This is a genomic window from Rhizobium sp. WW_1, assembly GCF_003610155.1.
GTDB lineage: Bacteria > Pseudomonadota > Alphaproteobacteria > Rhizobiales > Rhizobiaceae > Rhizobium > Rhizobium tropici_A.
In genome coordinates, this window is sequence record NZ_RAIN01000008.1 from 88229 (window position 1) to 101190 (window position 12962).

General features: G+C 59.4%; 12 protein-coding genes. 7 read left to right on the forward strand and 5 right to left on the reverse strand.

The annotated features are described in order from the left end of the window. The first annotated feature begins 186 nt into the window (after nucleotides 1-186). On the forward strand, nucleotides 187-1539 hold the full coding sequence (locus BJ928_RS23410) for an FAD/NAD(P)-binding protein (protein ID WP_047632521.1): 1353 nt from the start codon (nucleotides 187-189) through the stop codon (nucleotides 1537-1539). A 44-nt stretch (nucleotides 1540-1583) separates the two neighbouring features. Here the strand turns inward: BJ928_RS23410 and BJ928_RS23415 are convergent, their stop codons facing one another. The 5 genes from BJ928_RS23415 to BJ928_RS23435 all read right to left on the reverse strand — a co-directional run bounded on the left by BJ928_RS23415 (nucleotide 1584) and on the right by BJ928_RS23435 (nucleotide 5234). Next, nucleotides 1584-2615, reverse strand: coding sequence for an NADP-dependent oxidoreductase (locus BJ928_RS23415; protein WP_047632524.1), 1032 nt, complete (start codon nucleotides 2613-2615; stop codon nucleotides 1584-1586). 143 nt (nucleotides 2616-2758) lie between these two features. Beyond that, the gene (locus BJ928_RS23420; protein WP_047632526.1) at nucleotides 2759-3604 is read right to left on the reverse strand and encodes a VOC family protein; all 846 of its coding nucleotides are present in this window, start codon (nucleotides 3602-3604) and stop codon (nucleotides 2759-2761) included. Between the two features lie 111 nt (nucleotides 3605-3715). Next, the gene (locus tag BJ928_RS23425; protein ID WP_245432510.1) at nucleotides 3716-4594 is read right to left on the reverse strand and encodes a hypothetical protein; all 879 of its coding nucleotides are present in this window, start codon (nucleotides 4592-4594) and stop codon (nucleotides 3716-3718) included. A 238-nt stretch (nucleotides 4595-4832) separates the two neighbouring features. Continuing rightward, nucleotides 4833-5024: a hypothetical protein gene (locus BJ928_RS23430; RefSeq protein ID WP_047632528.1), complete on the reverse strand. Its 192-nt coding sequence runs from the start codon at nucleotides 5022-5024 to the stop codon at nucleotides 4833-4835. Nucleotides 5025-5036: 12 nt separating this feature from the next. Then, nucleotides 5037-5234, reverse strand: coding sequence for a hypothetical protein (locus BJ928_RS23435; RefSeq protein ID WP_047632825.1), 198 nt, complete (start codon nucleotides 5232-5234; stop codon nucleotides 5037-5039). A gap of 324 nt (nucleotides 5235-5558) precedes the next feature. Between BJ928_RS23435 and BJ928_RS23440 the strand changes: the two genes are divergently transcribed. The 6 genes from BJ928_RS23440 to BJ928_RS23465 all read left to right on the forward strand — a co-directional run bounded on the left by BJ928_RS23440 (nucleotide 5559) and on the right by BJ928_RS23465 (nucleotide 12961). Continuing rightward, nucleotides 5559-6089 carry an OsmC family protein gene (locus BJ928_RS23440; RefSeq protein ID WP_047632530.1) on the forward strand — a complete coding sequence of 177 codons (531 nt, stop codon included), beginning with the start codon at nucleotides 5559-5561 and terminating at the stop codon, nucleotides 6087-6089. Between the two features lie 206 nt (nucleotides 6090-6295). After that, a complete protein-coding gene (locus BJ928_RS23445; RefSeq protein WP_047632533.1) occupies nucleotides 6296-7498 on the forward strand; it encodes a M20 aminoacylase family protein in 1203 nt (400 codons plus the stop codon). 243 nt (nucleotides 7499-7741) lie between these two features. After that, entirely contained in the window at nucleotides 7742-9367 is a 1626-nt protein-coding gene (locus BJ928_RS23450; protein ID WP_047632535.1) for a TIGR04028 family ABC transporter substrate-binding protein, read from the forward strand. Nucleotides 9368-9426: 59 nt separating this feature from the next. Then, nucleotides 9427-10368, forward strand: coding sequence for an ABC transporter permease (locus BJ928_RS23455; RefSeq protein WP_047632537.1), 942 nt, complete (start codon nucleotides 9427-9429; stop codon nucleotides 10366-10368). Next, the gene (locus tag BJ928_RS23460) at nucleotides 10368-11285 is read left to right on the forward strand and encodes an ABC transporter permease (RefSeq protein ID WP_047632539.1); all 918 of its coding nucleotides are present in this window, start codon (nucleotides 10368-10370) and stop codon (nucleotides 11283-11285) included. The genes BJ928_RS23455 and BJ928_RS23460 overlap by 1 nt, the downstream gene beginning before the upstream one ends. Then, a complete protein-coding gene (locus BJ928_RS23465) occupies nucleotides 11282-12961 on the forward strand; it encodes an ABC transporter ATP-binding protein (RefSeq protein ID WP_047632541.1) in 1680 nt (559 codons plus the stop codon). Before BJ928_RS23460 ends, BJ928_RS23465 begins: the two co-directional genes overlap by 4 nt. Nucleotide 12962 lies beyond the last annotated feature (1 nt).

Below are 12962 nucleotides of genomic sequence, written 5' to 3' on the forward strand. Positions count from 1 at the left end.
CTCTTCCGATGATGTTTGCCGATGACGGGATCGCGCCCGAGTTCTCCTCTGTAATTCTCCCGGCCGTTGCGGCGCGGGCGCAAAAAATCTGTGGCATGGCTGCTGCATGTTGGACCGAAGATCCACGCGCCCTAGATCAGATGGGGAGGGGTTCTCCCGTGCGTCCGAATGCAGAGAAGGCAAGCGATGATCTATGATGCCGTCGTCGTCGGCTCCGGCTTTTCCGCCATCTCCACCGTTTGCAATCTGGTGGAGCTGCTGCCGGAAACCGCCTCCGTCGCCATTGTCGGCGACGATCCCGGATTTGGCCGCGGAACGGCCTATCGCACCGAGCTCTATCTGCACCGCCTGAATGTGCCGGCTGGTCGCATGAGCCTCTTCCCGGATCGTCCCAATGCCTTTGTCGAATGGCTGAGGGAGCATAAGCGACCGCTGGATGCGGGAGATTTCGCCTCCAGGCAGGATTATGGCCTGTATATACGTGACAGCTTGGCCGCCCTGCTGCGCAACAGGAAGGGGCGATGCCGGGTTGATTTCATCAAGGCAAAGGCGACCGGATGTGTCGAGCGTTACGGCTCCGCACTCGGCTTTCAATTGGACAACGGCAATGAAATTGCCGGTCGAAACGTTGTGCTTTGTCTCGGCGTCGGAAATGCCCAATTGCCGTTCGACTTGTCCACCCTGTCCGCCGCTGCACGGTCGCATGTCATTGCAAATCCATGGCGGCTGTCATGGTTGAGGCGGGTGGGTAAGAGCGATACGGTTTGTATCCTGGGCTCTGGATTGACGATGATCGATCAGGCTTTGGCGCTGTCTGCCCATGGGTTTACGGGAAAGATAATCGTGCTGTCCCGGCGTGGTCTTGTTCCCCTCAATCATATCAGCCATCCAAAGCCGATGGTGGAGATCGATGTCGGCGCGCTGCCCACGCGGATGAGCGAACTCCTGTATGTTCTGCGCCGCGAAAGCAGGGATGCGGGCGACTGGCGCAGGGTCATGGATGGTTTGCGCCCGAAGACGCAGGCGCTCTGGTCGAGATTGCCTGAGGCCGAACGCCGGCGCTTTCTGCGCCATGCGCTGCCATGGTGGAGCATTCATCGTCACCGCGTTGCTCCCGACGTCTTCCGGCGATTTGAGAGCATGGTGCAAAGCGGCCAGCTCTCTGTTCGGGCCGGCTATCTGCGTGATGTCGAAGAGGCCGAAGGTCTGACATTGCGCTACCGCCCCCGAGGCCAAAGCATCATCGCATCGATACGGGCGGACTGGATCGTAAATTGTACCGGCATGGAGCGGGCAGGCATCGCGCATTCCCCGCTATTGCAGGAGATGCACCGTAAGCGCCTGATCGAAGCCGATCCGCTTCGTCTCGGTTTGGTGGTCGATGCCCGGTCGCGTATCCCCGCTTCGAACGGCAGTCACGCGGTCATTTATGCCGTTGGCGCGCTTACCGCCGGTCAATTCTGGGAGATTACCGCTGTGCCGGATATCCGCGTTCAGGCAAGAAGGGTCGCCGAGGCGATTGCCGATGAATTGCGCTGACGAAGCCGAGATCTGCTGTGGCTTCGACGCCGCGCGCCTGGCCGTCACTCACGCGCGACACGGATGATCAGCTTGCCGAAATTCCGCCCTTCCAGCAGCCCGAGAAAAGCCTCTGGGGCGTTTTCAAGTCCATCTACAATGTCCTCCTTGTACCGAAGCCGCCCGTCGGCGATCCATTTTTCGGCTTCGCGGTAAAAGTCGGGGCGTTGATCGGCAAATTCGCGCTGAATGAAACCTCTTATCGTCAGGCTCTTCCTCAGTATGGCGCGCATGACTGCCGGCAGTTGGTCCGGTCCGTCCGAGGCGGAAGGGCCTTCGTTGTAGTGGGCGATCAGTCCGCAGACCGGAACGCGCGCGAAATCATTCAGCAATGGAAATACCGCCTTCCAGACATGGCCTCCGACATTCTCGAAATAAATGTCGATGCCATCCGGGCAGGCCGATGCGAGCTGGGCTTGAAAATCGCCGGCGCGATGATCAATCGCGGCGTCGAAGCCGAGCTCGTCGCGTAGATAGCCGCATTTGTCAGACCCACCTGCAATGCCGACCACTCTGGTGCCGAAGATCTTGCCGATCTGACCGACGGCAGAGCCGACCGCGCCGCTTGCGGCGGCAACGACCAGTGTCTCGCCTGCTTTGGGTCGTCCGATATTGCGAAGCCCGGCATAAGCGGTAAAACCCGGCATTCCCAGAATGCCGAGCGCGGTAGAGATCGATGCGGCATTCGGGTCGAGCTTGCGCAATCCGGCGCCGTTGGAGATCGCATGGCTCTGCCAGCCGGAATGGGAGAGAACGATGTCTCCCGGCGCGTATTCCGTATTGCGTGATTTGACGACGCGGGCGACGGTTCCTCCTTCCATCACGCCGTCGATTTCGACCGGCTGAGCGTAGGACTTCGCATCGTCCATGCGGCCCCGCATGTAGGGATCGAGGGAGAGGTAAAGGACCTCCAAGAGAATCTCGCCGACCGCGAGTTCCCTCAGGCTTTCCCGTTCGAGGCGAAAGCTCGCCGCCACCGGCTTTCCAACCGGGCGAGAGGCAAGCACGATACGGGTGGTGACGGTCTGGTTGGTCATGGGTAATTCCTTGTATCGATGTCTGGTTCCGAGCGCTCAACAATCAGGGGGCAGCTATCTGGATCTCTCGCTGTTGCTGCCCAAGGCGTTCGCGCCACATTGCCTTTCTCGTGGTTAGCGCGTGTGAGCTTCGGCTCTCCGGCCTACTCCTTGAACCATAGCGCAACGCCATTGGCGGCATCGGCATCAACGAGCACGCCACCCTCAAATGTGCGAGGCGAAAAGCCGCCTTGTTTGAGGACATCTGCCGCCGCTTCAAGCGAACGGACCTTCAATCCAAGCGCTACTTTTCGTTCGTTGCCCTCAAAGTTTGCCGGAATGGCCGAGCCGAACCGGGAGGCGGCGTTGGCCTCGTACAGGATGTGGAGTGTGACGATACCGGCCTGAATTGCAATGCCGTCGCTGCTGATTTCGGGAGCTGCTGTATTGGGAAATCCCCCGAGCAGTTCAGTAATCGTGTGTGGAGCGCGGCTGACGATGAAGACGTCGACAATGTCGAGAACGCCGTTGGGGTGGTTCTGATCCCTCGCTTGCCACACCAGTTCCGGCGTGTTGTGCTGGCAAAAGAAGAAGCGGCCGTTGGAAAGCGCATCCTTGCCGATCTGGAAGGTGCGGAAGCTTGCTGGTTTCTCCGTGCCATCCACGTCCACCGGGCGCGAAAAGTCACGCCATTCGGTAACGGATTTGCCGGCGTCGCTCAATTCGCGCTGCAGACCGGCGGCATCGGTGGTTCGAAAGGCTAGTCCGTTCAAACCGACCGGATACGACCAGAGATCGGCCCGCTTCCTGCCGTTTTCCGCAGGAAACCCAAGAAGTTCCAGGTAGTTCTCACCAAACACGGCAAGATGATTGATGGAGCCGAGCGTGTGATAGCCTCGTGGCGTCAACGCGAAGCCCAGCCTGCGGTAGATCGCGGCTGCCTCGTCGAGCCGGTCAAGGACGCCGATGACTGCATGATCGAGGATAAGAGGTTGGGCAGTAACAGCCATAGGTGTGCGTCTCCCGATATAGAGATGGATTAAATTGCGGGCGTCTCGCTGCGGCTGATCTTAGTCGCGCGTCCAAGTCGGCACGCCGATGCAGCTCTGAAACGAGACGTGTTATTCGTTGCGATTCCAACCATTCTTTTTGGCCGCGGTCGCGACGAGAGACGCATAGTCCTTGCCGATGGTCTCGAGTTTTTCCACCAAAGCGGAATGGGGACCGCCGAGCTGGCCTATGTAGTCTTCGCCGCCGCCGGATTTGTCCCAATCGTTGGCAATGAAGCGGGCGGTTGCCCTGCCCGAAGCGGCAATCTCAGGCTTTGGAGCAGGAAACGACGCAGAGGCCTGTTTCAGACCATCCAGGAAGGCGGCATCATCGAGGCCACTATAAGGTTTACCGTCGGAGTTCGTGACGTTGAGGTAGATCTGCTCATCGCCGAATGCGGTGTAGCCGCCACCCAGTCCCTTCTTCGTCGCGTCGGCCGTCTCGAAGAATTTCTGCGCGACGGCGGCGCTGAGCGTGTTCTTGGGAAACTGGACGATAACGAAGCCGGTTTTGCCTGTCGTGTCGTCGAGGCGAGAGACGAGCACGCTATACTGTCGAAAGACATAGCCGAGCGAGCCGGCCAGACGATCGGCCGAGACATCGTCAAGCTCTCCCTCCGTCTGAAGCGATGCATTGGTTTTCAGGAGATAGCCGCCGGGCGTCACCTCGGTCTCTAGGGTTGCCGGATCGATGCCGTTTGCCGATACGATTTGAGGAACGATGTCCTTCAGGACCTGGGCAGAGAACGCTGCGCGGTCATCGTAACTTGCATGAGCAAGACCCGGCAGGTTGAAACCGGAAGACGGTGTGGCCTCATAAGATATGAGTACCTTCTGACCTGCCGCCGCCGTATTTTGAACTGCCATGGGTATGGCAACTGTCAGAGCGATTGCTGCTATTACTCTCATCGCCATCGAGAAGGCGCTCTTGATGTAAATTCCATATGGCATTTGTGATATTTCCTGCCTGTCTCTGCATTTCATCTGCTGTCGATCTTTCGTCCCCGTCATCAATCAAGGAGCCTATCTGCCTGCATTGTCGCCGCTTGAAAAACGTTCAATGGCCGGTTCGATTGCCTATGGATGCCAGGGTTGGACGGCAATTGTTGTGTAGATGACAAAACTCCTGGCCTGTCAGGTTGGAGGCGGTTTGCGCTTGCCCAAAGACATGCATTGAGAGGGGTTTTCTTCAACGGTAATGCCGGCGCCGGTGTGAACCCATCTCATGGGAAAGCTCCACGCATTTCGATTGTAGTTCGCTGCTGGTGCCGTCATCGACATGATCGTCAAGCAGGAGCATTCGATATTCCTGAACAAGTAATTTCTTCTCTATTTCGTCGCGCTTTGCCGAGAGACGAAAGAAATGATGCAGCCTGCCCACGATCTATCTCCTTTATGCGGCGCGATTGACGCTGTCGGAGGATGCCGAAGCCAGCCTGTGGATTGCTCGCAATACGTCCGACGCCGCAGCAAAGTGTTGGCCATCGAGATCGTAGACATGATACTTGACCGCGATGAACTTCAGCTCATCCTTGTCTGGAACGACGATGCCGACCGGAATGCCGGCATATTCAATCACCTGTCTGGTCATGGTCATCACCTGTTGAAACCGCTTTAGTCTATTAATTTAGTAGATTATATATGTGAGAGATGCGGGCGGCTATTCTGATCGATGCCAAATCACCCCGCCATTGCGGAAAACAATTCTAACATGAGGCGGTTTTGGCTGCCGAGACGCGGGGACGCACCGGAAGTTGTGATTGCGTCTCCGATCTTCGGTCGCCATCGTGTGTCTAGTAGTCTATAATTTTAATAGACTATTGCGACGATGTCCGGGTATAGATGACGCCATCATTTATCTTGGCCCCAAGCGGGCGCGTCTGGCGCCCCAGCCGTCGAACGGAAGGAAGTGGCAGTGACAAATTTGAACGAATATCTCGTGCAGAAGCGAGAAGCATTGCACAGCCGGCGCAAGCGGGTGAAGTCCGGCGAGATCGGGCCGGTTATCTTGAATGCGAGTGCGAGCGCCGAAGGCCGCAGCGGTGTGCGCCGGATCAGAATCAGAGATTTTCAGGTCATTTCCGATAGTCCGCCGGATTTTGCCGGCTACAATCTCGGCCCGTCGTCTCCGGAACTGCTGCTCGGCGCGCTTTCCAGCTGCCTGACGCATACATATCTCATCCATGCCTCCGATCAGGGCGTGCCGCTGGAATCGCTACATGCGGAAGTCTCCGCCTCGATCGATCCGCGCGGAGGGACCGAAGGCCATGACGATATTCCTGTCTATCCCCATGATATCAATTACGTCGTGACGCTGGTGTCTTCCGCAAGCGCTGAGGAAGTAGCCAGGCTGCAGGCCACGGTGGAGAGGCTTTGCCCGATCCTCAATCTTCTAAAGCGGGGAAACGAGGTGCGCGGCCGTGTCGACCATCGTCGTCCAGCGTGAGGCGGATACTTCCGCGTCTTTCTCAACTCTGTCCCGATCTCGCGGGTCGCGCGAAGATCGGGTAACAGGGTCGTCTACGACCGGCAGAAGACAGAATGTTCAGGCGCTGGACTGAAACATTTGCAAACTCGTCTATTGTTTGGGAGAGGCTCGCTCGGCGTTACCGGGAAGCCGAACCCCTAATCCCGCCTCCGGAGATCCGCGCTATGAATCAATCCACCCGACCGCCCGCAGGAGAGCCGGTTCCGAACGTCATCGATCGTATCGAGGGCTACTATCCCGAGCTCGTAGCAATACGGCATGATCTTCATGCCCATCCGGAAATCGGCTTCGAAGAGGTGCGCACGTCGACGATCGTTGCCGAAAAGCTGTCGTCCTGGGGGATCGAGGTTCATCGCGGCATCGGCAAGACGGGGGTCGTCGGCCTCCTCAGGGGGCGGCATCCCGGCAACAGGTCGTTGGGCCTGCGCGCCGACATGGATGCCTTGCCGATGCCCGAGGAGACCGGTCTTGCCTACGCCTCGGTCCATCCCGGCCGGTTTCATGGCTGCGGTCATGACGCCCATACGACGATCTTGCTCGGCGCTGCCCGCTATCTGGCCGAAACGAGGGATTTTGCAGGCACGGTGACCTTCATCTTCCAGCCGGCGGAAGAGGGATTGGGCGGGGCGCGGGCCATGATCGCCGATGGACTCTTCGAACGTTTCCCGGTGGACGAAATCTATGGGCTTCACAATGCGACGCAACTGCCGCCCAATCATCTCCATGTCTCGGCCGGAGCGGTGCTGGCGGGAGCCGATTTTTTCGACGTGACGTTCAGGGGCAAGGGTGCGCACGGCGCTCATCCGAATGTCGCCCGCGACCCAATTCCCGCAATTGCCGAACTCGTGCAGGCTCTGCAGACGATCGTCAGCCGCAACGTCCCACCGACGGAGCCGGCCGTGTTGTCCGTGACGAAGATATTCGGTGGGTCCGCCTACAATGTCATACCCGAAATCGCGAGCGTCGGTGGCACCGTACGAGCATTCTCCGACGATATCAGACAGCTGATCCGCGAGCGCATGACCGCAATTTCCCACAATATAGCCGCGGCTTACGACATTGAAGCGATCGTCGATATCCGCGACATCTTTTCCGTTCTGACCAATCATCAGGATCATGTCGACATCATCGCGGATATCGGGCGCGAGGTTCTTGGCAAGGATCGGGTTTCGACCGTGCCAGGGCGAGCGATGGGAAGCGAGGACTTCGCAGACATGCTGCTGCATGCTCCCGGCGCATTCTTCACGCTGGGGCACGCCGGCAATGTCCCGGCTCACAATCCCGGTTTCATCGTCGATGACGCCATTCTCCCCGTCGGTGCCACCTTGTTTGCCCGTCTTGTCGAAAGCAGGTTGAAGGCGGCGTGAATGGTTGGATATCCCGGCCGGTACGACCGGCAGCAATACCGAGATCGGTTAGGCTCGCCCAGGTTTTGAGGTCGGCGGCGCGTTGGCGCTATTGGCCCGAAGGCGGCTCGCTGGGCCTATTCGACCTCAGGGCAATTGTCGCGCGTTCGTTTCTTGCGTGACTTGGAAATTAGAATATTAATTCTATAGATAGCTTGGTGTTTGCCGTAGGTTGAGGTGCATTTTCCTACAGAGGCTTACACAATGGGCATCAAAGCCAAATTTAAAGCGGCAAGTTTACTGAGTGTGTGGCTATTGGCGGCGCCGGCAGCATTTGCCGATGACCAGCCGGTCAAGGGCGGCACGCTGATTTATCTCGAGCAGCAGGCGCACACCAACCTCTATCCGCCCGCTGGCGGCTTCTATCCGAACGGTGGCGTCCTCAACCAGGTCACCGACAAGCTGACCTATCAGAACCCGAAGACGCTCCAAATCGAACCGTGGATTGCCGAATCCTGGACGGTCAACGAGGCCGCGACGGAATATACGTTCAAGCTCCGCAAGGGCGTAACCTTCTCCGATGGTACTCCGCTCGATGCCAATGCTGTTGCAAAGAACTACGACACGTTCGGCCTCGGCAACAAGGAGCTGAAGCAGCCGGTTTCCGAAGTCATCAACAATTACGATCACAGCGAAGTCGTCGATCCCTATACCGTCAAATTCTATTTCAAGAAGTCGTCGCCCGGCTTCCTTCAGGGAACATCCGTCATCGGCTCCGGCCTGGTCTCCCTGAAGACGCTGGCGCTGTCCTTCGATCAGCTCGGCGACGCGACGAAGATCATCGGCTCTGGTCCCTTCGTCGTCGAGAGCGAGACGCTCGGCAAGCAACTCTCGCTGAAGGCGCGGACGGATTATAACTGGGGTCCGGCCAAGCTGGAGCATCAGGGCCGGGCTTATCTGGATGGCATCAAATACATCGTCACAGGTGAGGACAGCGTGCGCATCGGCGCGTTGCTTTCCGGTCAGGCCGATTTCATCCGTCAGCTGCAGGCCTATGACGAAAAGCAGGTTACCGATCAGAATTTCGCGATCTATGCGGCGCCGACCCGCGGCGTGAACGACAGCGTCGCCTTCCGACCTGACAATCCGCTCGTTGCCGACATCAGGGTTCGTCAGGCGCTTCTGCATGCGACCAACAACAAGGAAATCGTCGAGACGCTGTTTTCGGCAAATTACCCGCAGGCAAAGTCGATCATTTCATCGGCAGCAGCAGGGTACACGGATCTGTCGTCGAAGCTGACCTACGATCCGGCCCTTGCTGAAAAGCTCCTGGACGAGGCAGGCTGGAAGACGGGTACTGGTGGCGTTCGCCAGAAGGACGGCAAGCCGCTCTCGCTTGCCGTCTACGAATCCCTGCCCCAGCCGCAGAACAAGGCCGTGCTGCAGCTCGTCGCGCAACAATGGGCCAAGCTCGGCGTCAAGCTTCAGGTTCTTGCCGGCACGTCGGGAAATCTCGTGACTGATAATGTCGATCCGGCAAAGACGCCGCTTGTCGTCGCCGAAGTCGGCCGCGCCGATCCGGATGTCATCAAGAGCCAGTTCTACGCCAAGAACCGCGACGCCCTGCTGCAGAAGGGTGGCCTCAATCCGAAGGCGACGTTCTCGGATGACAAGCTAAACGGCATTCTGGAAACCGTTGCCTCGGAAACCGACAGTGGCAAGCGATTGGCGGCGGCCAAGGCCGCACAGGAATACCTGCTCGATCAGGCCTATGTCATCCCGTTCTTCGAGGAGCCGCAGGTCTTTGCCGGCGCGCCCTATGTGAAGGGAATTGCCTTCGAGGCCGTGGGACGTCCGTCCTTCTACAGCACCTGGCTTGCTGAACATTGATGAAAGGGGCTGGCCCGGCGCGGTGCCGGGCCCTCCTTGCACGAAGACATGGTATTGGCATGGCAAGATACATATTATCTAGGTTCGGGCAGGCCCTGTTCGTCTTGTGGGCGGCTTTCACCGTTTCGTTCGTATTGCTGCAATCGCTGCCCGGCGATGCGGTGCTGATCAAGTTCCAGAGCCCGGATTATGGGCTCAGTCCCGAACAGCTTGCCGATATCAGGGCGGCCTACGGCGCCGATGGGTCGTTCCTGCACCAATATTTCCATGCGGTCTGGAATTTCCTGACGGGGGATTTCGGCTATTCGTTGCAGGCGGGCGTTCCGGTGAGTTCGCTGCTTGCCACCAATCTGCCGCCATCGCTGTTGCTCGCTGGAGCGGGGTTTGCGGTCGCGAGCATTCTCGCCGTCTTGATCGCGATCGCCTGCAATCTCTCAGGATTTGCCTGGCTACGCGGTCTGATCCAGTCCATTCCGTCGCTCTTCGTTTCGGTGCCTACTTTCTGGCTCGGCATCATGCTCATCCAGATATTCTCCTTCCGGCTTCGTCTCGTGCCGGTCATCAATCCCGGTCCCTGGGAGGGTCTTTTCCTGCCCATCCTGACGGTCGCCGTGCCGATCTCGGCGCCGCTCGCGCAGATATTGCTCAAAAACATAGACGAGGTCCTGACGAGACCCTTCGTGCCGGTGGCGCGTGCCAAGGGTCTCTCGCATGCGAAGGTTCTCTGGCGGCACGTCGCCAAGAATACGCTGCTGCCGGTTCTGACCGTTGCCGGATTGCTGTTCGGGGAGCTGATCGCCAGTGCTGTCATTACCGAAACGGTCTTCGGATTGAACGGTATCGGCGGACTGACAAAACAGGCGGTGGACAGTCAGGACGTTGCCGTTCTGCAAGCGGTCGTCGTCATTGCCGCAACTGCATTCGTCGTCATCAATCTCGTGGTCGATCTTCTCTATCCCGTGCTCGATCCCCGTCTGAAGACCAAGCTGGGAGCTGCATGATGGCAACGATCGAAACTGCTCAACACCGTGCCGAACTGGGCGCACCAAGCCGGGACGCAACGGCACCGGCCGCGGCGGCGAAGGCCGATCTTCACGGAAATGCCGGAGCCGTTCGGCGCCTTCCGCGCATTCAGCCCGGCCTCCTTCTTGCATATCTCATTCTCGCGCTCGCCGTCCTCTGGGCGCTCTTCCCGGGCATCTTCACGATCTATGATCCCATTCAGGGTTTGCCCGGGCAGCATCTCCGTCAGCCGAGTGCCGCCCATCTCCTGGGGACGGATTCTCTCGGGCGGGATCTCTATGCCCGCATCGTCTACGGCGCGGTGCATTCGCTATCGGGCGCATTGGCTGCTGTCGGCATCGCCCTTGTGGCCGGCACCGTGCTCGGCGTTCTCGCGGGATCGCTGGGCGGCAGGGCTGAGACTGTTATCATGAGGCTGGTGGACGTCATGCTGTCGATACCGGATCTGCTCCTGTCGCTCAGCATCATCGTTCTTCTTGGCTTCGGCACCGTCAATGCGGCGATTGCGGTCGGCTGCACGCTGATCGCCAAGTTTGCCCGCTTGGTTCGCTCCGAAGTCGTGACCGTGCGGCGAAGCGAATATGTCGAAGCCGCCTTCGGAAGCGGTGGCACATTCCTCAAGGTGCTCTGGCGCCACATCCTGCCGAATTCGCTGACCTCGGTGATCGCCTTTGCCGCGCTTCAGGCCGGCTGGGCGATCCTGCAACTGGCAACCCTCGGCTTTCTCGGCTACGGCGCGCCGCCGCCGACGCCCGAATGGGGCCTGCTGATTGCCGAGGGACGCAACTATATCGCCACGGCCTGGTGGCTGACGGCGGCGCCCGGCCTCGTCGTCGTCCTGGTGGTCATTTCCATCAACCGCATAAGCCGGGCAATCGGGAGTATCGGCAAATGACGGCGTCTATCACGGGTGCAACTGCGGACAGGGGGACGCCGATCCTCGATGTGGCCGGCCTCAGAGTTGCCTATCGCGACAGAAACGGCTTGCGCACGGTTGTTCACGATATCGATTTTCAGGTTCGCGCCGGCGAGGTCGTTGCGCTTGTCGGCGAGTCCGGTTCCGGCAAGAGTTCGACAGCACAGGCACTGATCGGTCTTCTGCCGGAAGGCGGGCTTCTGCAGCAGGGAACCATTCTGTTGAATGGCCAGGACATCGCCGGCTGGCCGCAAAAGCGGCTGGATGGCATTCGCGGTTCCGTCATCAGTCTCGTGCCGCAGGACCCGGGCAATTCGCTCAATCCGGTGAGGACCATCGGGGAACAGGTCGCGGAAATCCTGACGGTGCATGGCAGGGCTTCTGGAGCGGAAGCTCGGGCTCAGGCGGTCGAATTGCTTGAGCGCGTCGGTCTCAGCCAGCCTCAGCTGCGCGCCAGGCAATATCCGCATGAGCTCTCCGGCGGTATGCGCCAGCGCGTGCTGATCGCCATCGCCATTGCGCTGAAGCCTTCGCTGATTATTGCCGACGAGCCCACCAGCGCGCTCGACGTCACCGTGCAAAGGCACATTCTCGATCTGATCGATGACCTAAGACGCGAATATGGTACGGCTGTTCTTCTGGTGACCCATGATCTCGGGATCGCTGCGGATCGATCCGACAGGCTGATCGTTCTGCAGCACGGCCGTATCCAGGAGCAGGGGCGTACCGCCGATATCCTAGAAGCTCCGCAAAGCAACTATACGCGCCGCCTGCTTGCCGATGCGCCGTCGTTGAATGCGCGGCCAAAGAGCTTGCCGTCGGGCTCAAGCGATCCGGTCGCGCCGGCGGACGACATCATCGTCGTGGACGGGCTGGTGCAGGATTTCGGCAGCGGCAGCGATGGCAGCTTCAGGGCGGTCGACAACGTCTCGTTTCGTGTCCGCCGCGGCAGTACCCATGCGATCGTTGGCGAATCCGGCTCGGGCAAGACGACGACGATACGGATCGTTTCAGCTTTCCAGCGCCCAACCTCCGGGCAGGTCCTGATCGACGGGCTTGACCTGTCTTCGTTGCGCGGCGAAACGCTGAGGCTGTTCCGCAAGAAGATCCAGCTGGTCTACCAGAATCCCTATGCTTCCCTTGATCCGCGCCAGACGATCGCAGGGATCGTGGAGGAGCCACTCCTGAATTTCGAGCGCTTGCCGCGGCGCGAGCGATTGGCGAAGGTCGCTGCCACTCTCGACAAGGTCAGGCTGCCGGCCGACCTATTGCAACGGCGGCCACATGCCCTTTCGGGAGGGCAGCGCCAGCGCGTCGCGATTGCACGTGCCCTGGTGCTTGATCCGCAGATCCTGGTGCTCGATGAGGCGGTTTCCGCACTTGACGTCACGGTGCAGGCGCAGATTCTCGATCTCCTGGCCGAGTTGCAGCGCGAGCTTGGACTGACCTATCTGTTCGTTTCCCACGATCTGGCGGTGGTGCGGCAGATCGCAGACACCGTCTCCGTGCTGAACGGCGGACGACTGGTCGAGACGGGGCGCGTCGAAGATGTCTTCAGCAATCCCACGAGCCCCTACACGCGCGAACTGATCGATGCCGTGCCAGGCAAGAAGTTTCCCCGGGTCGCAGACCCTAGTCCCATCAGTGCAGGATGAT